This is a genomic window from Caulobacter sp. FG7, from assembly GCF_057808875.1.
The window spans coordinates 58,451-82,444 of the sequence record NZ_JBMDIW010000004.1 but is presented as its reverse complement, the minus strand read 5'-3'; the positions used below and the strand labels follow the sequence as shown (position 1 = coordinate 82,444).

Here is a 23,994-nt window from a genome sequence, read left to right as displayed (position 1 = left end):
CGCCGATCAGATTGAGAACCTCATCCTGAGCTTGTCGAAGGACGAGGTTCTCACACTCCCCTCCGCGAGGGGAAAGGAAGAGGAAGCTCCTGGATGTTCTCGCGCCGCCGACTGATGGCCACGATCGCCGGCCTGACAGCGCTGCCTTCCCTGCCCGCCTTCGCGGCTGGGCAAAAGCGCGTCATCGCCCTGGACGTCGCCAAAGCCACGACGCCGGTCGACCGCTTCTTCGACCTGTCGATCGGCTCGGACTATCCGGGCACCCTGCTGCGCGAGGACAGCCTGGCCCAACTCAAGACGACGTCGGACGAGCTGAAGTTCCGCTACATCCGCTTCCACGCCATCTTCCACGACGTGCTAGGCACGGTGAAGAAAGGGGCCGACGGCAAGATCACGTACGACTGGACCAAGATCGACCAGCTCTACGACCGCCTGCTGGCCATGGGCCTCAAGCCCTTCATCGAGCTGGGCTTCACGCCGGAAGCCATGAAGACCTCGGACCTGACGATCTTCTGGTGGAAGGGCAACACCTCGCACCCGCAGTTCGAGCCGTGGGCGCACCTGATCGACGCGTTCGTCAAACACCTGCGCAAGCGCTACGGCGAGGCCGAGGTCCGCACCTGGTTCTTCGAGGTGTGGAACGAGCCCAATCTCGACGGCTTCTGGGAAAAGGCCGACCAGAAAGTCTATTTCGACCTCTACGCCCTGACATCCAAGACCATCAAGGCGATCGACCCCACCTTGCGCGTCGGCGGCCCGTCGACGGCCGGCGCGGCCTGGGTTCCCGAGTTCCTGGCCTACTGCAAGGCCAATGGCGCGGCGGTCGACTTCGTCACCACCCACACCTACGGCGTAGAAGGCGGCTTCCTCGACGAGAACGGCAAGGACGACACCAAGCTGTCGGCCAATCCCGACGCCGTCATCGGCGACGTGCGCAAGGTGCGCCGCGAGATCGAGGCCTCGGCCTATCCGGGCCTGCCGCTCTACTTCACCGAATGGAGCACCAGCTACACGCCGCGCGACCCGGTGCACGACAGCTATCACAGCGCCGCCTACATCCTGGCCAAGCTGAAGGGCGTCAAAGGGATCGTCCAGGGCATGAGCTACTGGACCTACAGCGACCTCTTCGAGGAGCCGGGCCCGCCGACCGCGCCGTTCCAGGGCGGCTTTGGCCTGATGAATCCGGAGGGGATCCGCAAGCCCTCGTGGTTCGCCTACAAGTACCTGGCGGCCCTGCGCGGCAGGGAAGTTCCGTCTACGGACAATAGCGTGCTCGCCTCGGTGGACGGCGGCAAGGTCGCGGCCCTGGTCTGGGACTTCAGCCAGCCGGTGCAGCCGACCAGCAACCGCTCCTACTTCACCAAGGTGCAGCCCGCCGCCGAAACGCCCGGCGCGGCGCTGAGCGTCGCGGGACTGAAGCCCGGCCGCTACCGCCTGCGGGCCCAGCGCACCGGCTTCCGGGCCAACGACGCCTACACCGCCTATATCGAACTGGGCATGCCGCAGAAGCTCACCACCGACCAGGTGGGCAAACTCCAGGCCCTGACCGCCGACAAGCCGGAGATCGACCGCACGATCACCGTCGGCAAGGACGGCGTGGCGAGCCTCGACTTCGCTTTGCGCCAGAACGACCTGGTGCTGGTGACCCTGGAGCGGGTGTAAGATGCTCCCCCTGAAGGGGGAGCTGTCGCGAAGCGACTGAGAGGGAAGTGATTGCGGCAGGTCAGCAGCCGCTTCCCCCTCCGGCCCTCCGGGCCACCTCCCCCTTCAGGGGGAGGATCTGGCCCTTGCTCCCGCGCGCCGTTCACGCCATCTGCGGACCTGCAAAGCAGGAGCCTTCATGAGCGTCGTCGCCGCCTACGCCTATGTCGACGGAAAGCGGGTCCGGGAGATCCGGCTCGATGATCCGGACAGCCTGGCGCCCCGTGACGGCGAGTTCGTGTGGATCGGGCTGGTGGATCCGCGCGAGGACGAACTGCGCATCCTGCAGGAGCGCTTCGACCTGCACCCGCTGGCCGTCGAGGACGCCCAGCACGCGCGCCAGATGCCCAAGGTCGACATCTACGGCAATCAGCTGTTCGTGGTCGCCAAGACCGCCCAGATGGTCGAGAGCCGCATCGTCTTCGGCGAAACCGACATCTTCGTCGGGCCGCACTTCCTGATCAGCGTGCGCCACGGCTCGGCCCGCGCCCACCTGGAACTGCGCGCCCACCTGGAAGCTATGCCCGCCCTGCTGGCCCACGGCGGCGACTACGTGCTGCACGCCGTGCTCGACTTCATCGTCGACGGCTACCTGCCGGTGGTCGACGCCATCGAGGACGAACTGGCCGAGATGGAGCGGCGGGCGCTGGACGCCTTCCTCAGCCGGGCCGAGATCACCCGCCTCTTCACCCTGCGCCGCGAACTGACCAAGTTCCTGCGGCTGCTGGGGCCCATGGCCCAGGTCGCCGGCTATCTCGAGCATCACGAGACGCCGTGCATCGATCCCGAGGTGAAGCCCTACTTCCGCGACATCCGCGACCACGTCGCCCGCGTGGACCTGCTGATCGCGGGCCTGGGCGAAGTGCTCAATTCGGTGTTCGAGGTCAGTTCGCTGCTGGAGCAGCAGCGCCAGGGCGTCATCACCCGCCAGCTGGCCGCCTGGGCCGCCATGCTGGCCGTGCCCACCGCCGTCGCCGGCGTCTACGGCATGAACTTCGAGCACATGCCGGAGCTGAAATGGACCTTCGGCTATCCGCTGGTCCTGGGCGTCATCACCGTGGTCTGCGCCCTGCTTTACCGGCGCTTCAAGAAGGCAGGCTGGCTGTAGAGCGAGAACGAAAACCTCGTCCTTCGACAGGCTCAGGATGAGGTTTTCTACTGCACGGCCTGGAAAATGGTCCTCACCCTGAGCTTGTCGAAGGGCGAGGACCGCGCAATGCGGCTCAGCCTCCGACCGCGCCCGAGCCGAAGTCGAACTGCTCGGGCCGCGGCTTGCCGCCGCCGAAGTTCCAGGTGAAGCCGAAGAAGATCGCCCGCACGTTGGCCGTGCGCAGGGTGACGTCCTTCAGGGTCGGCGTGTCGGTGACGGCCTTGTCCTCGAAGCTGTCCAGGGCGTCCTGCACGGTCACGACGAACGACAGCTTGTCGTTGACCTTCCGGCGATAGCCCAGATTGACCATCTGGAACGGCTCGCGATGGCCCTGCGGGGTCAGGCGCTTGCCCGAGGTGAAGGCGTTGATCTGGAAGAAGTCCTTCGGTGTCGCCTGCCAGTTGACGTTGGCGCGGCCCGACAGGGTGGTCGCCGAGCGTGTGCCCGAGAAGCCGAGGTTGCCCGCGTCGATCTCGTTCCAGAAGGCGTTGGCGCTGACGTTGTAGGTGATCTTGGGCGTCAGGCGGCCGTTGGCCACCAGTTCCAGGCCGCCGTTGCGGCTCTTGTTGAGGTTCTCGCGCGTGGTCAGCAGCACGCCGTCGCCCAGGTCGCGGACCACGTCGGTGACCACACCCTCGCTGCTGCGGTAGTAGGCCGTGGCCAGGTAGTAGGCCGGGCCCTTGCGATACTGCCAGCCCAGCTCGAACGAGTCGGTGACCTGCGGCTTCAGATAGGGGTTGCCCGCCCGGTAGTTCTGCGGGTCCTGGTAGACGCGATAGGGGTTCAGGTCCTGCACCTGCGGGCGCTGGACGCGGCGGCTGTAGCTACCCTTGAAGGTGTTGTTCTCGTTGACGGTGTAGCCCAGGTGCAGGCTGGGATAGACCTTGAAGTAGTCGTTCTCGAAGGTCTGGCCGCCGGTGACCTGGTCGCCGTTGATCTGCACCTGCTCGGCGCGCAGGCCGCCCTGGGCGGTGAAGTCGCCGAACGCCTTCTCGTAGGTGACGTAACCGGCATAGACGTCCTGGTCGAACAGGAAGCGGTTGGTGCGGGCCGGGTCGACCGTCTGGGCGCCGAGCGACGGTCCGGTGGAGCCGTGATTGTCGTAGTCGTTCTTGACCCATTCGAAGTCGAGGCCGGTCTTCAGCGTGCCGCCGCCGACATTGGGGCGCGCATAGTCGGTCTTGAAGTTCGTCCGCTCCTGGTCGGCCCCGAAGCCGAACAGCTCGTAGGCGTCGGCGCCCGCGCTGTAGTCGGTGAAGGCCGTGGAATTGCGCGAGAAGTCGGTCTGCTCGTACTCTAGGTGCGCCGTCAGCTGGTGCTCGGAGCCCTTGAACTGGTGACGCCAGTCGGCGCTGACAGCCTTGTTGTCGCGCTTCATCGCCGCGTCGGTGGCGCGCGTGTAGTCGGGGAAGGCGCCGGTGGTCTCGTAGGTCTCGTCACCGGTGGTGTCGAACTTCATCCGGCGATAGCGGACCTCGCCGCTCAGGCGGTCCTTCGGGGTCAGGTCGTAGTCGATCCCGCCGCGCAGGTTGACCATGTCGCCGTCGTTCTCGAAGACGCCGTCCTGGCTGCTCGTGCCCGCCGCCGTGGTGCGGTCGATGGTCTGCCAGGCCTTCTGCTGTTCGTGGCGGAAGCCGGCGTCGCCCGACAGGGTCAGCTTGCCGTTGACGTAATTGCCGCTGACGCCGCCGTTGTAGCGGCCGTCGGTGCTGGCGTTGGCCCGCAGCGTGCCGGTCGCGCCCGGCTTGCGGGTCTGCTTGGTGACCAGGTTGATGATCCCGGCCGTGCCGTCCGGACGGAAGGCGGCCGACGGGTTGGTCATCACCTCGACGCGGTCGATCTGGTCGGCCGGCATGGCCTGCAAGGCGTCGCCGCGACCGTCGCCGTTGAACATGCCCGACGGCTTGCCGTCGATCAGGATAGTGACGTTGCTGTCGCCGCGCAGGCTGACATTGCCCTGCACGTCGACCTCGACCGAGGGGATGTTGCGCAGGGCGTCGGCGATAGAGCCGGTGCGCGCGGTCAGGTCGTTGGCGACGCTGTAGCTGCGGCGGTCGATCGAGCTGCGCATGGCGGCGCCGTCGCCGGTGACGGTGACGCCCTCGACGGCGGCGGGCGCGGCTTTCGGCGCCGCGGCCGGACCGCCCTGGGCGGGGGCCGGAGCCGCCGTCTGGGCCAGGGCCAGGCAAGGCGTCGCGACGATGGCGGCGGCGGAGAAAAGGATGGTCTTCAGGCGCAAGGCGCGTCCCCCGAGGCAGGCTCGTCGAGGCGCCGCGAGCGGACGGTCCGCGCTGGTCTCGACCTTCAGCGGTAAAGCGCGGCCGGCTTTCCGGGGCAAATTTCTTTTCGGCAATGTTGCATTGGCGCCGCCCGGCGTGGCGCCGGTGCAACGGCCCTCACGCCCTGCTCCGCCCCGTGGACGATCGCACCGATGACAACGTTGCCATCGCCCCTTGCGAGCGCCGTCGGACCTGACACTATCGCCCGGCGAAGCGGCGGCGGTCGCGGCGGGAATCCCGCAAAAACCGCCGCTTGCGTGCTGATACCGGTAACACTAAGGTCGCCGGCAACTAAGGTCCCTGCGGGGGCGCGTTAGGGATCAAAGCAGGCCCTTCAAGGGTCAGTTCGGGGAGGAACCCAGTGGCATCAGTTTCCAGCGCCGGGCCTAGCGCCGGCATGAGCGCCGACGGCGCGAAGGTGAACATGGCCTTCGTCGCCGCCATCGTGGCCGTGGCCACCATCGGCGGCTTCATGTTCGGCTACGACAGCGGCGTCATCAACGGCACGCAGGAAGGCCTCAACAGCGCCTTCAAGCTGACCGAGTTCGGCACCGGCCTGAACGTGGCGGCCATCCTGATCGGCTGCGCCATCGGCGCTTTCGCAGCGGGCCGCCTGGCCGACGTCTGGGGCCGCCGCACCGTGATGATCATCTCGGCCCTGCTGTTCGTGATCAGCGCCCTGGGCACGGGCGCCGCCCACACCTCCACCATCTTCGTGATCTTCCGCCTGATCGGCGGCCTGGGCGTCGGCGCCGCCAGCGTGCTGTGCCCGGTCTACATCTCCGAAGTGACGCCCGCGAACATCCGCGGCCGCCTGTCGTCGGTGCAGCAGATCATGATCATCACCGGCCTGACCGGCGCGTTCGTGGCCAACTACGTGCTGGCCCACACCGCCGGCAGCTCGACCGCCGACTTCTGGCTGGGCCTGCCCGCCTGGCGCTGGATGTTCTGGATGCAGGTGATCCCGGCCGGCGTGTTCTTCTTCGCCCTGCTGACCATCCCGGAAAGCCCGCGCTACCTGGTGGCCAAGGGCCAGGACGCCAAGGCCGAAGCCATCCTCTCGCGCCTGTTCGGCCCGGGCACGGGCGCGGCCAAGGTCGCCGAGATACGCGCCTCGCTGAGCGCCGACCACAAGCCGAAGTTCTCCGACCTGCTCGACCCGGTCACGAAGAAGATCCGTCCGATCCTGTGGGCCGGCCTGGTCCTGGCGATCTTCCAGCAGTTCGTCGGCATCAACATCGTCTTCTACTACGGCTCGGTGCTGTGGCAGTCGGTGGGCTTCACCGAAGACGACAGCCTGAAGATCAACATCCTGTCGGGCGCCCTGTCGATCCTGGCCTGCCTGGCCGCCATCGCCCTGATCGACCGCATCGGCCGCAAGCCGCTGCTGCTGATCGGCTCGGCCGGCATGGCCGTGACCCTGGGCGTCCTGACCTGGTGCTTCTCGACCGCGACCACGGTCAACGGCGCCCTGCACCTGGACGGCAGCGTCGGCCCGATCGCCCTCGTGGCCGCCAACCTCTACGTGATCTTCTTCAACCTCTCCTGGGGCCCGGTCATGTGGGTGATGCTGGGCGAGATGTTCCCCAACCAGATGCGCGGTTCGGCCCTGGCCGTCGCCGGCTTCGCCCAGTGGATGGCCAACTTCGCCATCTCGTTCAGCTTCCCGGCCATGGCCAAGATGAGCCTGGCGGCGACCTACGGCTTCTATGCCGTCAGCGCCGTGGTCTCGTTCTTCCTCGTCCAGAAGCTGATCCACGAGACCCGCGGCAAGGAACTGGAAGCGATGGAGGGGTGATAGCGATCCTCCCCCTGAAGGGGGAGGTGTCGGCGAAGCCGACGGAGGGGGAAATGGCTGCAAAGCCGGCAAATCCCCCGAAGTCCGCAAGAACTCCCCCCTCCGGCCCTTCGGGCCACCTCCCCCTTCGGGGGGAGGAGCAAGGACAGACAAACGCCCGGGAGCCCGCTCCCGGGCGTTTTCTTTTGCCCGCGCCTCTGACAGCGTTATCGTCGGAAAATGGGCGATGACACCGGTAGACAAAGCGCCGATCCGCCGCTTAAGTGACCGGTAACAAGCCGGCGCGGCGTCAGTTCGCGCGGCCAGGAGTTGGGAAGGAACAAGGATGGCGGACCTCAGCCGACGCGGAGCTCTGGGCTCCCTACTGACTGGAGCGGCCGCCGCGGCCGCCCTGCCTTCCACCTCCGCCGCCGAGGGCGTCGGCTCCCTGCCCGCCAAGCCCAAGACCGGCCCGACCTGGACCAAGGGCGTCGAAGGCCAGCGCAAGGCCGACCTGGGCGACGGGACCTTCCTCAATCCGATCCTGGCCGGCGACCGGCCCGACCCGTCGATCCTCAAGGACGGCGACGACTACTACATGACCCACTCGTCGTTCGACGCCTATCCGGGCCTGCTGATCTGGCATTCGAAGGACCTGGTGAACTGGGCGCCGGTGGGGCCGGCCCTGAAGACCAACATCGGCTCGGTCTGGGCGCCGGAGCTGTGCAAGCACAAGGGCCGCTACTACCTCTACATCCCGGCCAAGTTCCCCAAGAACAACACCAGCTACGTGATCTGGGCCGACAAGATCGAAGGCCCGTGGTCCGAGCCGATCGACCTGAAGCTGCCCGGCTACATCGACCCCGGCCACATCGTCGACGAGAACGGCGAGCGCTGGCTGTTCCTGTCGGGCGGCGACCGCATCAAGCTGGCGCCCGACGGCCTGTCGACGGTGGGCAAGCCCGAGCACGTCTACAATCCCTGGCGCTATCCGGACGACTGGGACGTAGAGGGCTTCTCGCCCGAAGGCCCCAAGGTCATGAAGAAGGGCGACTGGTTCTACATGATCACCGCCGTGGGCGGCACGGCCGGCCCGCCGACCGGCCACATGGTCATCGCCGCGCGCGCCAGGTCGCTGGGCGGCCCGTGGGAGAACCACCCGAAGAACCCGCTGGTGCGCACCGTCGACAACGCCGAAAAGTGGTGGTCGCGCGGCCACGCCACCCTGGTCGAGGGCTCGGGCGGCGAGTGGTGGAGCGTCTATCACGGCTACGAGAACGGCTTCTGGACCCTGGGCCGTCAGACCCTGCTGGCCCCGGTGACCTGGACCAAGGACGGCTGGTTCGACATCGGCGGCGGCGACCTGGCCAAGCCGATCAAGAAGCCCCAAATCGCGCAAAAAGAGCGCGGCAAGGCCGTGCCGCACGGCATGGCGCTGTCGGACGACTTCAGCACCGACAAGTACGGCGTGCAGTGGAACTTCTTCGATCCCAAGCCGGGCGAGCAGGACCGCATCAGCCGTTCGAACGGCGTGCTGAGCCTGAAGGGCGCCGGCGAAGCCCCGTCGACAGGTTCGCCGCTGATCTTCGTCAACGGCGACCAGGCCTACGAGATCGAGTGCGAGATCGAGATCGATCCAGACACCCGCGCCGGGCTGATCCTGTTCTACGATCGCCAGCTCTATTGCGGCCTGGGTTTCGACGCCAAGAACTTCGTCACCCACCAGTACGGCATCGAGCGCGGGCGGCCGGCCAATCCGCACGGCTCGAAGATGCTCATGCGCCTGCGCAACAACCGCCACATCGTCGCCTTCCACACCAGCGGCGACGGCGGCAAGACCTGGAAGCGGTTCGACCGCGGCATGGAGGTCAGCGGCTACCACCACAATGTGCGCGGCGGCTTCCTGATGCTGAAGCCGGGCCTCTACGCCGCCGGCAAGGGCTCGGCCCGGTTCCGGAACTTCAAGTACCGCGCGCTGGACTAGTTGTTCAGATCCTCCCCCTCTGGGGGAGGTGGCCCAGAGGGCCGGAGGGGGACAGCGCCGACCCTAGACCCCCTCAGTCGCTTCGCGACAGCTCCCCCAGAGGGGGAGCATCTTCCTTCCTCAGACCTCGGAGCCATCCATGCGCCTGAAGTCCCTCCTCCTCGCCGCCGCCCTGGCGACCGCTCCCTTCGCCGCTCACGCCCAGGCGCCCGCGCCCGAGGCCGAGCCGCCGATGTTCCGCGCCGTGAAGATCGTGCTGATCGGCGACTCGACCACCGCCGTGATCGGCGGCTGGGGTCCCAGCTTCTGCGGCCAGCACCTGACCTCGTTCGCCGCCTGCATCAACCTGGCGCGCGGCGGCCGCTCCAGCGGCAATTACCGCACCGAGGGCTCCTGGAAGCTGGCCATGAAGGAGATCGGTTCGGGCGGTTTCCAGGACACCTATGTGCTGCTCCAGTTCGGCCACAACGACCAGCCGGGCAAGCCGGGCCGCTCGACCGACCTGGCCACCGAATACCCCGCCAACCTGAAACGCTATGTCGAAGAGGTGCGCGCCGCCGGCGGCAAGCCGGTGCTGGTCACGCCGCTGACCCGCCGGCAGTTCAAGGACGGCAAGCTGATCGACGACCTGGGTCCCTGGGCCGAGGCCACCCGCAAGGTGGCGGCCGAGACCAGGACCCCGCTGGTGGACCTGCACGCCAAGTCCTACGCCGCCGTCCAGGCCATGGGCGCGGCGGAAGCGACCCGGTTCGCCCAGCAGGCGCCGCCGCCCGAGGTGCTGGCGGCCGCGAAGACCGGCACCACGATCAGCGCCCAGCCGGCGCCTCCCGCCACGCCCGGCGCGAGCCCCGCCCCGGCCCAGCAGTCCCAGAACAACGCCGCCGTCGAGCCGATGGGCCAGGCCAAGCTGTCGTTCGACTACACCCACCTGGGCCGCGACGGCGCAGACTACTTCTCGAAGATCGTCACCGACGAACTAGCCCTCGCGGTACCGGCCCTGCGGCGCTACCTGGTACCGTAGGGCGGGGCTGGCGCTTTCCAGCTACGCGCGTAACTCGGATCGATGATCCGGTCTCCGGCCGTCCTCACGATCGCGCTCGGCCTGCGTCGCGGCCATGCCCCTGCTCGAGGAGGCGGCGCGGGGCGAGCCGCCGGGTCGCGCGGCCTTGCGGCGGCCGCCTTCGGCGTCGCCGGCCGCCTGGGCCTCTGGATCTCCTGAGGCCGCGGAAACCGCTTACCCCAGCAGGCAGGCCAGGACCGACTTCATGACCGTGGCCATGGCCTTGCGGTCCTGTTCGGGGTGATTGACGCTGCGGATGACCAGGCCGTCGAACATCGCGCCGATCAGCTCGGTGCGGGCGGCGAACTCGGCCTCGCTCCATTCGGGCTTGCGGCTGCGCTCCAGCATCTGGCTGGCCAGGGCGCGCTCCTGGTCGTCGGCGGCGCGGACGATGGCGGCGACCTTGGGATTGCGCGAGGCCTCGGCCATCACCTCCAGCACCAGCGGCGCGCGGCGAGGGTCGTAGCACTTGCTCACCGCCTCATCGATGTGGTCGAGCATGGCGTCGAGCAGCGTGCCCGGCCGGCTTTCCAGCTCGGCGAACTTCTCGCGCATCTCGGCCAGGTCCTGGGCGACGATCGCCGCGACCATGGCTTCCTTGTTCTCGAAGTAGCGATAGATCTGGCCCACGCTGAGGCCCGCGGCCTTGGCGATCTCGGCCATGCTGGCGCCATGGAAGCCGGCCTGGCGCACCACGTCGCAGGCCGCATCCAGAATCTGTTGCCGCCGCGCCTCGGGCGTCGGCTTGGCGTTTGAACTCACGTCGACCATCGAGCGGTCCCGTTCTCCATTACATTTCCGTCAGGTCAACTGGGCCGACAGGACGGGGTGTTGACTTCGCCTTACCCCGGGCCTATGTCCAGCGCAATTGAGAATGAACGTTCATTCTCAAATTGTTCATCATAGGCGCGTCGTCAAGGGGACCTCCCCCCCTGCGGCAGCCTGTCGCTCCGGGGATATCCATGGCTATCAAACGTCCGCTCGCCGCTTCGGCGGTTCTTCTGGCGGCTGTCTCGCTCACCCTCGCCGCCTGCGGGCAAGGCAAGGGCGGAGCCGCGGGCGGCATGGGCGCGGGCGGTCCCACGCCCGTGGGCGTGGTGGTCGTCAAGACCGAGCCGGTGACCCTGACCAGCGAACTGCAGGGCCGCACCTCGGCCTATCTGGTCTCGGAAGTGCGCCCGCAGGTCGGCGGCATCGTGAAGGCCCGCCTGTTCCAGGAAGGCTCCTACGTCCGCGCCGGCCAGCCGCTCTACCAGATCGAGCCGGCGACCTTCCAGGCCCAGGTCAACAGCGCCCAGGCGGGTCTCGCCCAGGCCCAGGCGACCTACACCGCCGCCAAGCTGAAGGCCGACCGCTACAAGGAACTGGTCGCCGTCAACGCCGTCTCCAAGCAGGACAACGACGACGCCCAAGCCGCCGCCCAGCAGGCCGCCGCGAACGTCGCCGCCCAGAAGGCCGCGGTCGAGACCGCCCGCATCAACCTGGGCTGGACCCGCGTGGTCGCCCCGATCTCGGGCCGCATCGGCAAGAGCTCGGTGACCCCCGGCGCCCTGGTCACGGCCACCCAGACCACGGCCCTGGCCACCATCCAGAACCTCGACAAGGTCTATGTCGACCTGACCCAGTCGTCGGCCGAGCTGCTGCAGCTGCAGCGCGACCTGGCCGGCGGCCAGCTGGGCCGCTCGGGCTCGACCCAGGTCAGCCTGAAGCTGGAAGACGGCTCGACCTACCCGGTCCAGGGCCGCCTGGAGTTCGCCGACGTCACCGTCGACCAGACCACCGGCTCGTTCGGCCTGCGCGCCACCTTCGACAACCCCAACGGCGCCCTGCTGCCGGGCATGTACGTCCGCGCCACCCTGGGCAAGGGCGTGGCCTCCAACGGCGTGCTGATCCCGCAGGCCGGCGTCAGCCGCGACCCGAAGGGCAACGCCACGGTCACCGTGGTCGGCGCCAAGGGCGTGGCCGAGATCCGTCCGATCACCGTCGGCCAGACCGTCGGCGACAAGTGGCTGGTCACCTCCGGCCTGAAGGTCGGCGACCAGGTCATCGTCGAAGGCCTGCAGAAGGTCCGTCCTGGCGCGCCCGTGAAGGCCGCCGTCATCACCGCTCAACGCTAAGGCCGGCCCACAATGCTGTCCCGTTTCTTCATCGACAGACCCATCTTCGCGTGGGTCGTGGCGATCGTGATCATGCTGGCGGGGGCGCTCGCCATCCGCACGCTGCCGATCGCCCAGTATCCCGAGATCGCCCTGCCGCAGGTCTCGGTCTCCGCCAACTATCCGGGCGCCTCGGCCAAGACGGTCGAGGACAGCGTCACCCAGGTCATCGAACAGAAGATGAAGGGCCTCGACGGCCTGGATTACATGTCGTCGACCAGCGACAGCTCGGGCTCGGCCACGGTCACCCTGACCTTCAAGGCCGGCACCGACATCGACATCGCCCAGGTGCAGGTCCAGAACAAGCTGCAGACCGCCACCGCCCTGCTGCCGCAGGAAGTGCAGCAGCAAGGCCTGACGGTCGCCAAGTCGGCCCGTAACTTCATGATGGTCGTCGGCCTCTATTCGGAGAACGACGCCACCACCAACACCGACCTGGCCGACTACATTGCGTCCAACATCCAGGACCCGCTGAGCCGCGTCGACGGCGTGGGCGAAGTGCAGCTGTTCGGCGCCCAGTACGCCATGCGCATCTGGCTCGACCCGAACAAGCTGTCGTCCTACAGCCTGACGCCTTCGGACGTGTCGGCGGCCATCCAGGCCCAGAACGCGCAGGTCTCGGCCGGCCAGCTGGGCGGTACGCCCAACCTGCCGGGCACGGGCCTGAACGCCACGATCACGGCCCAGTCGCGCCTGCAGACGCCCGAAGAGTTCGAGAACATCATCGTCAAGAACAGCACGGGCGGGGCTCTGGTCCGCCTGCGCGACGTCGCCCGCGTCGAGCTGGGCGCCGAAAGCTATGTCTCGACCGCCAAGTTCAACGGCCGTCCGGCCGCGGGTCTGGCCATCCGCCTGGCTCCGGGCGCCAACGCTCTGGACACCGCCAAGGCGGTCAAGGAGCAGATGGCCACGCTCGAGAAGACCTTCCCGGCCGGCTACAAGTACGTCGTTCCCTACGACTCCACGCCGTTCGTGGAACTGTCGATCCACGAAGTGATCAAGACGCTGGTGGAAGCCATCATCCTGGTCTTCATCGTCATGTTCCTGTTCCTGCAGAACTGGCGCGCCACGCTGATCCCGACCATCGCCGTCCCGGTCGTCCTCCTGGGCACCTTCGGCATCCTCGCGGCCTTCGGCTACTCCATCAACACCCTGACCATGTTCGGCCTCGTGCTGGCCATCGGCCTGCTCGTCGACGACGCCATCGTCGTGGTCGAGAACGTCGAGCGGGTGATGAGCGAGGAGGGTCTGTCCCCGGTCGAGGCCACCCGCAAGTCGATGGGCGAGATCACCGGCGCCCTGATCGGCATCGCGCTGGTGCTGTCGGCGGTGTTCGTGCCGATGGCCTTCTTCAGCGGTTCGCAAGGCGTCATCTACCGCCAGTTCTCGATCACCATCGTCTCGGCGATGATGCTGTCGGTCGTGGTCGCCCTGGTGCTGACGCCGGCGCTCTGCGCCACCATGCTGAAGCCGCATGACCGCGCCCACGGCAAGGCTCTGCGCACCGATCATCCGGGCGCGCTCGGTGCGGTGATCAACTTCTTCAACCGCTTCTTCAACTGGTTCAACCGCAGCTTCAACGACGTCTCGGGACGCTATCAGGGCGGGGTCCGCAAGATCCTCGGTCGCAGTGTCCGCTGGATGGCCATCTACGGCGTCATCATCCTGGTCATGGGCCTGCTGTTCGTCCGCCTGCCCAGCGCCTTCCTGCCGGAAGAAGACCAGGGGATCATGATCACCCTCGTCCAGCTGCCGCCGGGCGCCACCGAGGAACGCACCCTGGGCGTCCTCGACCAGGTCCGCAGCCACTTCATGGACGACGAGAAGGAAGCCGTGCAGTCGGTGTTCACCGTCTCGGGCTTCAGCTTCAGCGGCGCGGGTCAGAACGCCGGTCTGGCCTTCGTCCGCCTGAAGGACTTCGACGAGCGCAAGGCCGCCAACCTCAAGGCTCCGGCCGTCGCCGGCCGCGCCATGGGCAAGTTCCTGCAGATCCGCGATGCGATGGTGTTCGCCGTCGTGCCGCCGGCCGTGCCGGAACTGGGCACCTCGTCGGGCTTCGACTTCCAGCTGCAGGACATCGGCGGCGTGGGCCATGACGCCCTCACCGCGGCCCGCAACCAGGTCCTGGGCATGGCTGGCCAGGATCCCAACCTGGTCGGCGTGCGTCCCAACGGCCAGGAAGACACCCCGCAGCTGAAGATCGACATCGACCAGGCCAAGGCCGGCTCGATGGGCCTGACCACGGCCGACATCAACGCGGCGCTCAGCGCGGCGTGGGGCGGTTCGTACGTCAACGACTTCATCGACCGCGGCCGGGTGAAGAAGGTCTACATGCAGGCCGACGCGCCCTACCGCATGAAGCCCGAAGACCTGAACAACTGGTACGTCCGCAACAGCAGCGGCCAGATGGTGCCCTTCTCGGCCTTCGCCACGACCCGCTGGGTCTACGGCTCGCCGCGTCTGGAGCGCTACAACGGCCTGTCGTCGATGAACATCCAGGGCGCTCCGGCCCCGGGCAAGAGCTCGGGCGACGCGATGGCGGCCATGGAGAAGATCGCCGCCCAGCTGCCGGCCGGCATCGGCTTCGAATGGACCGGCCTGTCGGCCCAGGAACGTGAAGCGGGCAACCAGGCTCCGGCCCTGTACGCGATCTCGATCCTGGTGGTGTTCCTGCTGCTGGCGGCCCTCTACGAGAGCTGGTCGATCCCGCTGTCGGTCATCATGGTCATCCCGCTCGGCATCGTCGGCGCCCTGCTGGCGACCACCCTGCGCGGCCTGTCCAACGACATCTATTTCCAGGTGGGCCTGCTCACGACCATGGGCCTGGCGGCCAAGAACGCCATCCTGATCGTCGAGTTCGCCAAGGAGATCTACGAGCGCACCGGCAACCTGGTGGAAGCCACGCTGGAAGCCGTCCGCATCCGTCTGCGTCCGATCATCATGACCTCGCTGGCCTTCGTCTTCGGCGTCCTGCCGCTCGCGATCTCCAACGGGGCCGGTTCGGGCAGCCAGCACGCGATCGGCACGGGCGTCATCGGCGGCATGCTGTCGGCGACCATCCTGGCGATCTTCTTCGTCCCGCTGTTCTTCGTGATCGTCGAACGGATCTTCAAGCCCAAGCCCCGTCACCACGACGAGGCCCCCGCCGCTCCGGTGGAAAGCCACTGAGATGATGCTTCGTAACCTCACCCTCACCCTGCTGGCGGCCAGTGCGCTGACCGCCTGCACCATGGCCCCCAAGTACGAGCGACCGGCCCTGCCGGTCGCCACGACCTGGCCCACGGCTTCGGCCAACGGCCAGACGGCCTCGGCCGGCGACCTTGCCTGGAAGCAGGTGTTCGAGGATCCCCGCCTGGCGGGGACCATCGACCTGGCTTTGGCCAACAACCGCGACCTGCGGGTCGCGGTGCTCAACATCGAGCAGGCCCGCGCCACCTACCGCATCCAGCGCGCGGCCCTGCTGCCGACGGTCAATGGCACGCTCTCGGGCACCAAGAGCGAGACCCCGACGGCGGCCTCGGGCTTCGGCTCGGCCATCGGCGGCACCGGCGCCCTGGAGATCGAGAACTACAACGCCAATGTCGGGATCACCTCGTACGAGCTCGACATCTTCGGGCGCGTGCGCAGCCTCAAGGACCAGGCGCTGCACAGCTACCTGGCCACCGAGGAGACCGCCCGCGCGACCCAGATCAGCCTGATCGCCGAGACGGCCAACGCCTGGCTGACCCTGGCGGCCGACCAGGACCTGCTGGCCCTGGCCAAGGACACGCTGAAGAGCCGTGAAGACAGCCTCGCCCTGGCCCAGCGCCAGTTCGACGTCGGCGCGGCCTCGCAGCTGGACCTGCGCACCTCGCAGACCCTGGCCGAGACCGCCCGCTCGGACGTCGCGACCTACACGGCCCAGGTCGAGCGCGACAAGAACGCCCTGCGCCTGCTGGCAGGTACGGAAGTTCCGGCCGACCTGCAGCCGGCCGGCGGCCTGATCACCGCCCAGATCCTTCCCGATCTGCCGGCGGGCGTGGCCTCGGACGTGCTGACCCGTCGTCCCGACGTGCTGGCCGCCGAGCACAGCCTGATGGGCGCCAACGCCAACATCGGCGCGGCCCGCGCGGCCTTCTTCCCGCGCATCAGCCTGACCGGCTCGTACGGCAGCGCCAGCGCCGACCTCGACGGCCTGTTCAAGAGCGGCACCAAGGCTTGGAGCTTCGCCCCCAGCATCAGCGTGCCGATCTTCGCCGGCGGGGCCAACAAGGCCGGGCTCGACAGCGCCAAGGCCGGCCAGAAGATCGCCGTGGCGACCTACGAGAAGACCGTGCAGACGGCCTTCCGCGAAGTCTCCGATGCCCTGGCCACCCAGGCCACGATCGGCGACCGCCTGGCCGCCCAGGAACGTGTGGCCGCCGCCGCCGCCGACACCGCGCGCCTGACCAAGCTGCGCTACGACCGCGGCGTCGACAGCTCGCTCGTCCTGCTCGACGCCCAGCGCACGCAGTATTCGGCCCAGCAGGGCCTGATCAACGCGCGCCTGGCCCGGGCCAGCAACCTGGTCACGCTCTACAAGGTCCTCGGCGGCGGCGCTCCCGCCGGCAAGGGGTCCTGAACTGATCGGGGAGGGTAAGGCCCCTCCCCCAGACGATCCCCGCGCGACGGTGCGGGGCTGATCGCGGCGGCATCCCCCCGGACACGCCGCGACCGGAAGGGGCGCATCACCCCCCAATCCCAGATGCGTCCCTTCCACCCTTATTTCCCCGGAAATCTGTCCGGCGCCCCGCGCGGTCCTCGTCCTTCGACAAGCTCAGGATGAGGACCAAGGCCAAGGCCGCTCGTTCAGCAACCTCACCCTGAGCTTGTCGTAGGGCCGCCCGCCGCCTCCAGCCGCGCGTGCAGGTCGTCCAGCCGGGCCGCGCAGGCCGCCCGGATCGCCGGATCCACCTCGGCGCGCTTGGCCGCCCCGTCCGGCCTGAACGCCCGCTCGGGCGCCTTGGCGTCGATCGCCGCCGCCGCCGCCATCGCCTCGCTCTCAAGCGCATCAGGCGCCCAGCCAAAATGCGGCAGCACGCGACCCGTCACCGCCCCCGGCAGAGTCTCGTAGTTCACCAGCATCCCCGCCCCGTCGGCCGCGAAGGCCGCCAGCATCGCCTCGCCGATCGCCGCCAGCACGGCGGCCTGGTAGTCGGCGTCCGGCGTCGCCGGCTCGTCCAGGCCGAACACGGCCGGCGCCACCACCTGCGGAACCATCTGCATCCCCGGCGAGCGGGCGTGCGAGACCATCACCTCGGCCGGCGTGCGGTAGAGGTGCAGCCACGGCGTTTGCGGAAAAGCCTCCCGAAACAGGTCGAAGGCCAGGGCGTGCCAGCAGTCGAGCTTGAGGAACAGGCGCTCGTCCCCCGCCCCGCGCGCCCGGCCCAGCGCCGCCACCACGCCCCGCAGCAGGGCAACCTTGCGGTCCCGGGGCAGGTCTCCGCGCACCACGTGGTCGATCGGCGCGGCCTCCGACAGCACGGTCGCCCCCGCCGGTGCGCCCAGCATCCGGCCAAGCAGGGTCGAGCCGCAGCGCGACATGTGGAAGACGATGCCGTCGGGCGCCGGTCCCGCCAGCCCCTCCAGCGCCGACAGCGGCGTGCGCAGCCGCAGCAGCCGGTTCAGCGGCGCCGACCAGACCTTGGGCACGCTCTCGCCGAAGAAAGATTCCTCCAGCCGCCGCGCACCGAAGAAGGCCCAGTCGACGGCGTCCTCGCCGGGCGAGACGACAACCGGCAGCCAGCCGGCCGGCGGCGGGGCCTGGCGCGAAACCACGCTCCGACGCGCCAGCCGCTCGGCCACTCCCGGCGCGGTCAGCCCCCAGCTGGCGGCGAGCGCCTGCGCCTCGCGGGCGAAGTCCTCGTCGCGGAACAGGTCGGCCAGCCTGGCGCAGGCGCCGACGTCCTCGGCCAGCCGCGCCATGAAGCCTTCCAAGTCCCGCGCCTCGTCCGCCGTAAGTTGCATGCCCGCCCCTGGCCCTTGTCGGTTGAAGGGCGGCACAATAGGCTCGGGCGATGGGATTTCCAGACCGCCTGAAGCTGCCGCTCGCCTTCGATCCGATCCGCCTGCGCGCCGACCTCGAGGCCCTGACCGCCGGCGCGGACTGGATCGCCCACTTCGTCACCCAGAACTACGACGGCGACTGGAGCGTCATCCCGCTGCGCTGCCAGGCCGGCGCCAGCCATCCGGTGATGATGATCTATTCGGATCCCGGCGCGACGGCGTTCGAGGACACCCCGTTCCTGGCACCCTGCCCCTACTTCCGCGAGGTGATCGCCGCCTTCCCGTTCCAGGCCACCAGCGTGCGGCTGATGAAGCTGGCCCCCGGCTCGGTCATCAAGACCCACCACGACGAGGACCTCGACGCCGGCTCGCTGCTGGTGCGCTTCCACGTGCCGGTGGTCACCAACCCGGACGTCGACTTCCGCCTCAACGGCGCCCGCGTGGTGATGGAGGCCGGCAGCGCCTGGTACCTCAAGCTCACCGATCCCCACAGCGTGGCCAACCACGGGACGGAAGACCGCGTGCACCTGGTGATCGACGGCTACGTCAACGACTGGGTGCGAGGGTTGTTTTCCGGGGTGATGGAAGAGGCGGTTTAGAAGCCCCTCACGAACCCACAAATCTCCGCTTCCCTCGCCCTCGTGGCGAGGGCCCATGCCGGCGCCCGCTCAGACCTTGGCCGAGTTCGAAAGGTCTGAGCGGTTGAACGATGGGCCCTGGGCACAAGGCCCAGGGAAGCAGGTTTCACCGCCCTTGAGGATCAAGCCCCCAGCAGCGTGAACTGCGCGTTCAGCCCGTCCACCGCGCTGCTGGCCACCCAGACGTCGAACACGCCCGGCTCGGCGATCCAGCGGTCGCCCTCGCCGAAGAAGGTCAGGCTGCCGCGCTCCAGTTCGAAGGTGATGTCGCGGCTCTCGCCCGGCTTCAGGGTCACCCGCAGGAAGCGCTTGAGTTCGCGCACCGGCCGGGTGCGGCTGGCCACCCGGTCGCGGGTGTAGAGCTGCACCACGTGCACCCCCTCGCGCTTGCCGGTGTTGGTCACCCGGGCGCTGACCTGCAGCTTGCCGTTCCAGGCCAGGGTCGGCGAGGACAGCTTCAGGTTCGACAGGGAAAAGGTCGTGTAGGCCAGGCCATGGCCGAACGGGTACAGAGCCTCGTTCTTCACCGTGCGCCAGCGGGCCTTATACTCCTGGATCTCGCTGTCGGCCGGAGCTGGACGGCCCGTCGTGCGGTGATTGTAGGCGTAGGGCTGCTGGCCGCTCTCGTAGGGAAAGCTGACCGGCAGGCGGCCCGAGGGGTTCACCGATCCGAACACCACGTCGGCCACCGCGTGGCCGGTCTCGGTCCCTAAGAACCAGGTGGCCAGGATCGCCGGGGCGTTCTTCACCGCCCCGTCCAGCACCAGCGCCCGGCCGTGACGCAACAGCACCACGGTGGGACGGCCGACGGCGGCCACCGCCTCGGCCAGCATCATCTGCGGCTTGGGTATGCCGATGTCGGTGCGCGACTGGGCCTCGCCCGACATGTTCTGGCCCTCGCCGATGGCCAGCACCACGATGTCGGCGGCCCGGGCGGCGGCCACGGCGGCCTCGATCCCGCCGGGGATGGAGCTCTCGACGTCGCTGCCCTTGACGGTCTGCAACAGGTTCGGGTCGGCCATGGCCTGGCGGAAGCCCGTGGCCAGGTCGACGCCCAGGCTCTTGTCGCCAAAGAAGGCCCACGGCCCCAGGATGTTGTCGCGGTCGTCGGCGAACGGCCCGATCAGGGCGATGCGCTTGCCCGAGCGGGGCAGCGGCAAGAGGTCGCCGTCGTTCTTCAGCAGCACGATCGAGCGCGACCCGGCCTCTCGGCTCAGCGCGCGCATGGCCGGCGTCGCCGTGCGGGCGGCCTGGGCCTTGGCGTCGATCGAGCGGAACGGCTGATCGAACAGGCCGATGGCCTCCTTCAGCATCAGCACCCGCCGCACGGCCTGGTCGACCACAGCCATCGGCACCGCGCCGCTCTTGACCAGTTCGGGCAGGTAGCGGCTGTAGAGCCCGCTCTGCATGCTGATGTCGACGCCCGCCAGGATCGCCAGGCGCGCCGCGTCGCGGTCGTCGGCGGCATAGCCGTGGGCCACCAGTTCCTGGTCGGCGGTGTAGTCGGAGATGACCACGCCCTTGAAGCCCCACTCGGTGCGCAGCAGGTCGGTCAGCAGGCGCTTGTTGGCCGTGGCCGGAACACCGTTGATGTCGTTGAAGGCCGACATGGCGGTCAGGCACCCGGCCTCGAAGGCGGCCTGGAACGGCGGCAGGTGCACTTCGCGCAGCGTGGCTTCCGACAGCTCGACGGTGTTGTAGTCCATGCCCGCGGCCACCGCGCCATAGGCGGCGAAGTGCTTGGCGCAGGCCAGCATCGAGTCCGGCGACTTCAGGTCCGGGCCCTGGAAGCCGCGCACCCGGGCCTGGGCCAGGGCTTCCCCTAAGAACACGTCCTCGCCCGAGCCCTCGGCCACCCGGCCCCAGCGCTCGTCGCGGGCCACGTCGACCATCGGCGCGAAGGTCCAGTGCAGGCCGTGGGCCGTGGCCTCCTGGGCGGCCGCGCGGGCGGTGCGATAGGCCAGCGGCGGGTCGAAGCTGGCGGCCTCGGCCAGCGGGATCGGATAGACGGTCTTGAAGCCGTGGATGACGTCGGCGGCCAGCAGCAGCGGAACGCCCAGGCGCGAATGCTCCACCGCGGCGGTCTGGGCCAGCAGGGCGCCCTCGACGCCGACGCCGTTCATCAGCGTGCCGATCTTGCCCGCCCGGGTCTCGGCCAGCAGTTGCTGGGTGTTGCGCAGGTTGATGGCCGGGTTCATGTCGCCCACCGGCGGGCGGATCATGTCGGCGTAGCACGACAGCTGGCCGGCCTTCTCGTCGATGGTCATCTGCGCGATCAGGGCTTCGACCCGATCAGAGCCCCGACCTTGCGCCGCCGACCGGCCGGCCACCGCCAACCCCGCGAGGCCCGCCGCCCCGGCCACCAGTCCGCGACGGCTGATCCCTTCAAGCCGAGCTTCGCGACGCTGCATAGAATCCCTTCCGACTGTCTCGCGGCCGGCAACCTCGCCGAGGACGGCCGATCGCGCAACGCCCCGCACCGGCGAAGCGAACCGTGAAGGGCCGCTTGCGTTATCAGTCTGGCTGAAGGGAGACCCGACCATGTCCGCTCAATGGCGCATCGAGATCCGGCTGGGCGACGGCCACGCCCCGCTGCGCAGCGTGCTCGTCGAGGCCGACACCGAGGTCGACGCCCTGCGGCAGGTGCTGGCCGAGGCCGAACGCGACCACGTCGCGGCCGAGGAACTGCTGCTGGACGGCCAGGAAGAGGTGTTCTCGCGCACCGAGGTGCAGGACGGCCACGTGGAGCATCAGGCCCAGGCCTGACCGCCCGCTCGCCCGCCACCCGGGCCTGTGCTAGGCCCGTGGCATGGCCCGACCGCACGTCCTTTTCGTCGTCAACGCCGGTCCCAGTGTGGGCGGCGGCCATTTCATGCGCGGCCTGAACCTGGCGCGGGCGCTCGAGACGGCCGGCGCGGCCTGCGCCTTCACCGGGCCTCCCGCCGTGGCCGGCCTGGCCTCAACCTTCGCCTCGTCCGCCCTCTGCGCCGCGACCTTCGCCGACCAAGACCTGGCAGCCGGCGCCGCCGAGCTGGCGGCCGGTTACGACGCCCTCGTCTTCGACCACTACGACCTCGACGCAGGCGACCACCAACGCATCGCCGCCGGCCGCCCGACGCTGGTGGTCGACGACCTGGCCGACCGCCCCCTGGCCGCCGACCTGCTGCTCGACGCCGGAGTGACACGGCGGGCCGAGGACTATGCCGGCCTCGTCCCCGCCCACGCCCAACTGCTGCTCGGCCCCAACCACGCCGCCCTGTCGCCGGCCTTCGCGGCCCTGCGCGACGAGGCCCTGACCCGCCGTGCAAACGCGCAGCGTGTGGAGCAGGTGCTGGTATCGCTGGGCCTGACCGACGTCGGCGGGATCACCGCCCGCACCGTCGAGACCCTGCTGCCGGTGCTCGGCGAGCGCGCCCTCGACGTCGTGGTCGGCGGCCAGGCGACCAGCCTGCCGGCCCTGCGTGAAATCGCCGCAGCCGATCCGCGCCTGACCCTGCACGTCGACAGCCGCGACATGCCCCGCCTGACCGTCGGGGCCGATTTGGCCATCGGCGCCTCCGGCTCCAGCAGCTGGGAGCGCTGCGTGCTCGCCCTGCCGACCATCTCGCTGGTGCTGGCCGACAACCAGCGCGAGGCGGCCCAGGCCCTGTCGGATCTCGGCGCGCACCGGTCGCTCGACGCCGAGCCGCTCGTCGGCCAGGATCTGCAGCGCGCCTTCGTCGGCCTCGCCGAGGACATGCACGCCTGGCGCGACATGTCGGCCGCCGCCTCGGGCGTCTGCGACGGCCTGGGGGCCCGCCGTACGGCCGACCGGTTCATTGCCCTGATTTCGCCCCGTTTCGGAAACAATCACGCGACGCCCCTCTGACACTTACCCGCGCGTAAGCCCGTCAAGCGTCGAGACCCCCCGTCATGCCCACAGTCACTCTGCGCGCCGTCGCGGCGCACGATCAGGAGCGACTGCTGGAATGGCGCAACTCCGACGCCGTCGCCCCCTACATGTATAGCGACCACCTGATCTCGGAGGGCGAACACGCCGCCTGGTTCGCTCGCCTGGGGACCAATCCAGCCGTTCGCTACTGGATCATCGAAATGGACGGCCATCCGGTGGGCCTGGCCAACCTCGCCGACATCGACCTCAAGAACCGCCGCTGCGCCTGGGCCTATTACCTGGCCGATCCATCGGTGCGCGGCCTGGGCGTCGGCAGCTTCGTCGAATATTGGGTGATCGAATACGTGTTCGGCGTGCTGGGCCTGACCAAGCTGTGGTGCGAGGTCATCGAGAGCAACAAGGCCGTCTGGCGCCTGCACGAGGGCTTCGGCTTCACGCGCGAGGCCGTGCTGCGCGACCACGTGGTCAAGGGCGGCCAGCCTGTGGACGTCATCGGCCTGGGCCTGCTGGAAAGCGAATGGCGCGGCGCCGCCCGCGACGCCGCCCGCGAGCGGCTGATCGCCAAGGGCTTCGACCTGTCGGGCGTTCCCTCCGCCTAGATCCGCGGCAGGTCGCCCAGGCTGGCGAGGTCCGGCCGGCCGCGCACCAGCGTCCGGATGTCATCGGACGTGAAGGCCGGCGTCTCCGGATAGATCGCCTCGTAGACCGCCCGCACGAAGTCGAGGTCCGACGGCAGGTCGACCGTCCAGCGTACCTGGCTCTCGTCCACCGCCTGGGTCAGGCCGCCCAGCGCGAAGCGTTCGGGCCGTCGATAGACGAAAGGCGTGACGTGCTCGCGCTCGTAGGGATCGCTCGCCTCCGCCGCCGTCATCCGCAGCAGGCCGGCGCTGAGGATCTCGGCGTCCAGCCCGATCGGATAGGTCCGGTGCGGCAGGGTCGTAGCCGAATAGTCGGCGCGGCTAGCCAGGTGCTCGCCGATCAGCGCCTCGATCAGCACGGGGTCGGCCAGCGGGCAGTCGGCCGTCAGGCGCAGCATCAGGTCGTCGTCATTCAAGCCCGCCACCGCGCCGGCGAACCGGCCCAGCACGTCGTCCAGCGAGCCGCGGAACACCTCGACGCCCGCCGCCTTCAGCACCTGCGCCAAGGGATCGTCGCTGGCCTGGTCGGATGTCGCCGCGATCAGCCGGTCGATCGACGCCACGCGGCGCAGGCGCTCGACCTGGCGCAGCACCATCGGCGCCCCGGCCACGTCGGCCAGCACCTTGCCCGGCAGGCGGGTCGAGCTCATCCGGGCCTGCAGCACCGCGACGATCACCGCGCGCCCTCCCGCCAC

The 23,994-nt window shown here is 68.9% G+C and carries 17 protein-coding genes; 12 read left to right on the top strand and 5 right to left on the bottom strand.

The window, feature by feature from the left end:
• Positions 1-93 precede the first annotated feature (93 nt).
• The gene (locus tag ACODR1_RS04605) at positions 94-1,662 is read left to right on the top strand and encodes a GH39 family glycosyl hydrolase (protein ID WP_488879393.1); all 1,569 of its coding nucleotides are present in this window, start codon (positions 94-96) and stop codon (positions 1,660-1,662) included.
• Between the two features lie 178 nt (positions 1,663-1,840).
• Positions 1,841-2,809: a magnesium and cobalt transport protein CorA gene (locus ACODR1_RS04600; RefSeq protein ID WP_488879392.1), complete on the top strand. Its 969-nt coding sequence runs from the start codon at positions 1,841-1,843 to the stop codon at positions 2,807-2,809.
• Positions 2,810-2,924: 115 nt separating this feature from the next.
• On the opposite strand, the gene ACODR1_RS04595 is transcribed toward ACODR1_RS04600, so the two are convergent.
• Positions 2,925-5,090 (bottom strand): TonB-dependent receptor domain-containing protein, encoded by a 2,166-nt coding sequence (locus tag ACODR1_RS04595; protein ID WP_488879391.1) that lies wholly within the window; start codon positions 5,088-5,090, stop codon positions 2,925-2,927.
• Between the two features lie 401 nt (positions 5,091-5,491).
• Between ACODR1_RS04595 and ACODR1_RS04590 the strand changes: the two genes are divergently transcribed.
• The 3 genes from ACODR1_RS04590 to ACODR1_RS04580 all read left to right on the top strand — a co-directional run bounded on the left by ACODR1_RS04590 (position 5,492) and on the right by ACODR1_RS04580 (position 9,912).
• A complete protein-coding gene (locus ACODR1_RS04590) occupies positions 5,492-6,928 on the top strand; it encodes a sugar porter family MFS transporter (RefSeq protein ID WP_101719996.1) in 1,437 nt (478 codons plus the stop codon).
• Positions 6,929-7,253: 325 nt separating this feature from the next.
• Positions 7,254-8,891 carry a family 43 glycosylhydrolase gene (locus tag ACODR1_RS04585; RefSeq protein WP_488879390.1) on the top strand — a complete coding sequence of 546 codons (1,638 nt, stop codon included), beginning with the start codon at positions 7,254-7,256 and terminating at the stop codon, positions 8,889-8,891.
• 139 nt (positions 8,892-9,030) lie between these two features.
• On the top strand, positions 9,031-9,912 hold the full coding sequence (locus ACODR1_RS04580; RefSeq protein ID WP_488879389.1) for a rhamnogalacturonan acetylesterase: 882 nt from the start codon (positions 9,031-9,033) through the stop codon (positions 9,910-9,912).
• A gap of 213 nt (positions 9,913-10,125) precedes the next feature.
• Here ACODR1_RS04580 and ACODR1_RS04575 read toward each other — a convergent pair whose 3' ends face one another.
• Complete coding sequence (locus ACODR1_RS04575) at positions 10,126-10,722, bottom strand: TetR/AcrR family transcriptional regulator (RefSeq protein ID WP_488879388.1); 597 nt, start codon at positions 10,720-10,722, stop codon at positions 10,126-10,128.
• 191 nt (positions 10,723-10,913) lie between these two features.
• On the opposite strand from ACODR1_RS04575, the gene ACODR1_RS04570 reads away from it, so the two are divergent.
• The 3 genes from ACODR1_RS04570 to ACODR1_RS04560 are packed head-to-tail and all read left to right on the top strand — an operon-like array spanning position 10,914 to position 16,707.
• Positions 10,914-12,068 (top strand): efflux RND transporter periplasmic adaptor subunit, encoded by a 1,155-nt coding sequence (locus ACODR1_RS04570; protein WP_116490384.1) that lies wholly within the window; start codon positions 10,914-10,916, stop codon positions 12,066-12,068.
• A 12-nt stretch (positions 12,069-12,080) separates the two neighbouring features.
• A complete protein-coding gene (locus tag ACODR1_RS04565) occupies positions 12,081-15,275 on the top strand; it encodes an efflux RND transporter permease subunit (protein WP_488879387.1) in 3,195 nt (1,064 codons plus the stop codon).
• Positions 15,276-15,279: 4 nt separating this feature from the next.
• A complete protein-coding gene (locus ACODR1_RS04560; protein WP_488879540.1) occupies positions 15,280-16,707 on the top strand; it encodes an efflux transporter outer membrane subunit in 1,428 nt (475 codons plus the stop codon).
• 236 nt (positions 16,708-16,943) lie between these two features.
• Here the strand turns inward: ACODR1_RS04560 and ACODR1_RS04555 are convergent, their stop codons facing one another.
• Entirely contained in the window at positions 16,944-18,092 is a 1,149-nt protein-coding gene (locus ACODR1_RS04555; RefSeq protein ID WP_488879386.1) for an aspartyl beta-hydroxylase, read from the bottom strand.
• Between the two features lie 50 nt (positions 18,093-18,142).
• Between ACODR1_RS04555 and ACODR1_RS04550 the strand changes: the two genes are divergently transcribed.
• On the top strand, positions 18,143-18,730 hold the full coding sequence (locus ACODR1_RS04550) for an aspartyl/asparaginyl beta-hydroxylase domain-containing protein (RefSeq protein WP_488879385.1): 588 nt from the start codon (positions 18,143-18,145) through the stop codon (positions 18,728-18,730).
• Between the two features lie 161 nt (positions 18,731-18,891).
• Here ACODR1_RS04550 and bglX read toward each other — a convergent pair whose 3' ends face one another.
• Positions 18,892-21,180: a beta-glucosidase BglX gene (bglX, locus tag ACODR1_RS04545; protein WP_488879384.1), complete on the bottom strand. Its 2,289-nt coding sequence runs from the start codon at positions 21,178-21,180 to the stop codon at positions 18,892-18,894.
• Positions 21,181-21,310: 130 nt separating this feature from the next.
• On the opposite strand from bglX, the gene ACODR1_RS04540 reads away from it, so the two are divergent.
• The 3 genes from ACODR1_RS04540 to pseH are packed head-to-tail and all read left to right on the top strand — an operon-like array spanning position 21,311 to position 23,260.
• Positions 21,311-21,535, top strand: coding sequence for a hypothetical protein (locus ACODR1_RS04540; RefSeq protein WP_101720005.1), 225 nt, complete (start codon positions 21,311-21,313; stop codon positions 21,533-21,535).
• A 43-nt stretch (positions 21,536-21,578) separates the two neighbouring features.
• Positions 21,579-22,637 (top strand): UDP-2,4-diacetamido-2,4,6-trideoxy-beta-L-altropyranose hydrolase, encoded by a 1,059-nt coding sequence (gene pseG / locus ACODR1_RS04535; protein ID WP_488879383.1) that lies wholly within the window; start codon positions 21,579-21,581, stop codon positions 22,635-22,637.
• A 44-nt stretch (positions 22,638-22,681) separates the two neighbouring features.
• On the top strand, positions 22,682-23,260 hold the full coding sequence (pseH, locus tag ACODR1_RS04530; protein WP_488879382.1) for a UDP-4-amino-4,6-dideoxy-N-acetyl-beta-L-altrosamine N-acetyltransferase: 579 nt from the start codon (positions 22,682-22,684) through the stop codon (positions 23,258-23,260).
• Here pseH and ACODR1_RS04525 read toward each other — a convergent pair.
• A complete protein-coding gene (locus ACODR1_RS04525; protein ID WP_488879381.1) occupies positions 23,257-23,994 on the bottom strand; it encodes a cytidylyltransferase domain-containing protein in 738 nt (245 codons plus the stop codon). The genes pseH and ACODR1_RS04525 overlap by 4 nt on opposite strands.

Bases quoted from the DNA above. Each gene is read 5' to 3' on its own strand.
- ACODR1_RS04550 (WP_488879385.1), top strand. From the start codon at position 18,143: ATGGGATTTCCAGACCGCCTGAAGCTGCCGCTCGCCTTCGATCCGATC.
- ACODR1_RS04585 (WP_488879390.1), top strand. From the start codon at position 7,254: ATGGCGGACCTCAGCCGACGCGGAGCTCTGGGCTCCCTACTGACTGGA.
- ACODR1_RS04540 (WP_101720005.1), top strand. From the start codon at position 21,311: ATGTCCGCTCAATGGCGCATCGAGATCCGGCTGGGCGACGGCCACGCC.
- ACODR1_RS04570 (WP_116490384.1), top strand. From the start codon at position 10,914: ATGGCTATCAAACGTCCGCTCGCCGCTTCGGCGGTTCTTCTGGCGGCT.
- ACODR1_RS04600 (WP_488879392.1), top strand. From the start codon at position 1,841: ATGAGCGTCGTCGCCGCCTACGCCTATGTCGACGGAAAGCGGGTCCGG.
- ACODR1_RS04605 (WP_488879393.1), top strand. From the start codon at position 94: ATGTTCTCGCGCCGCCGACTGATGGCCACGATCGCCGGCCTGACAGCG.
- ACODR1_RS04560 (WP_488879540.1), top strand. From the start codon at position 15,280: ATGCTTCGTAACCTCACCCTCACCCTGCTGGCGGCCAGTGCGCTGACC.
- ACODR1_RS04555 (WP_488879386.1), bottom strand. From the start codon at position 18,092: ATGCAACTTACGGCGGACGAGGCGCGGGACTTGGAAGGCTTCATGGCG.
- ACODR1_RS04565 (WP_488879387.1), top strand. From the start codon at position 12,081: ATGCTGTCCCGTTTCTTCATCGACAGACCCATCTTCGCGTGGGTCGTG.
- pseG (WP_488879383.1), top strand. From the start codon at position 21,579: ATGGCCCGACCGCACGTCCTTTTCGTCGTCAACGCCGGTCCCAGTGTG.
- bglX (WP_488879384.1), bottom strand. From the start codon at position 21,180: ATGCAGCGTCGCGAAGCTCGGCTTGAAGGGATCAGCCGTCGCGGACTG.
- ACODR1_RS04575 (WP_488879388.1), bottom strand. From the start codon at position 10,722: ATGGTCGACGTGAGTTCAAACGCCAAGCCGACGCCCGAGGCGCGGCGG.
- pseH (WP_488879382.1), top strand. From the start codon at position 22,682: ATGCCCACAGTCACTCTGCGCGCCGTCGCGGCGCACGATCAGGAGCGA.
- ACODR1_RS04580 (WP_488879389.1), top strand. From the start codon at position 9,031: ATGCGCCTGAAGTCCCTCCTCCTCGCCGCCGCCCTGGCGACCGCTCCC.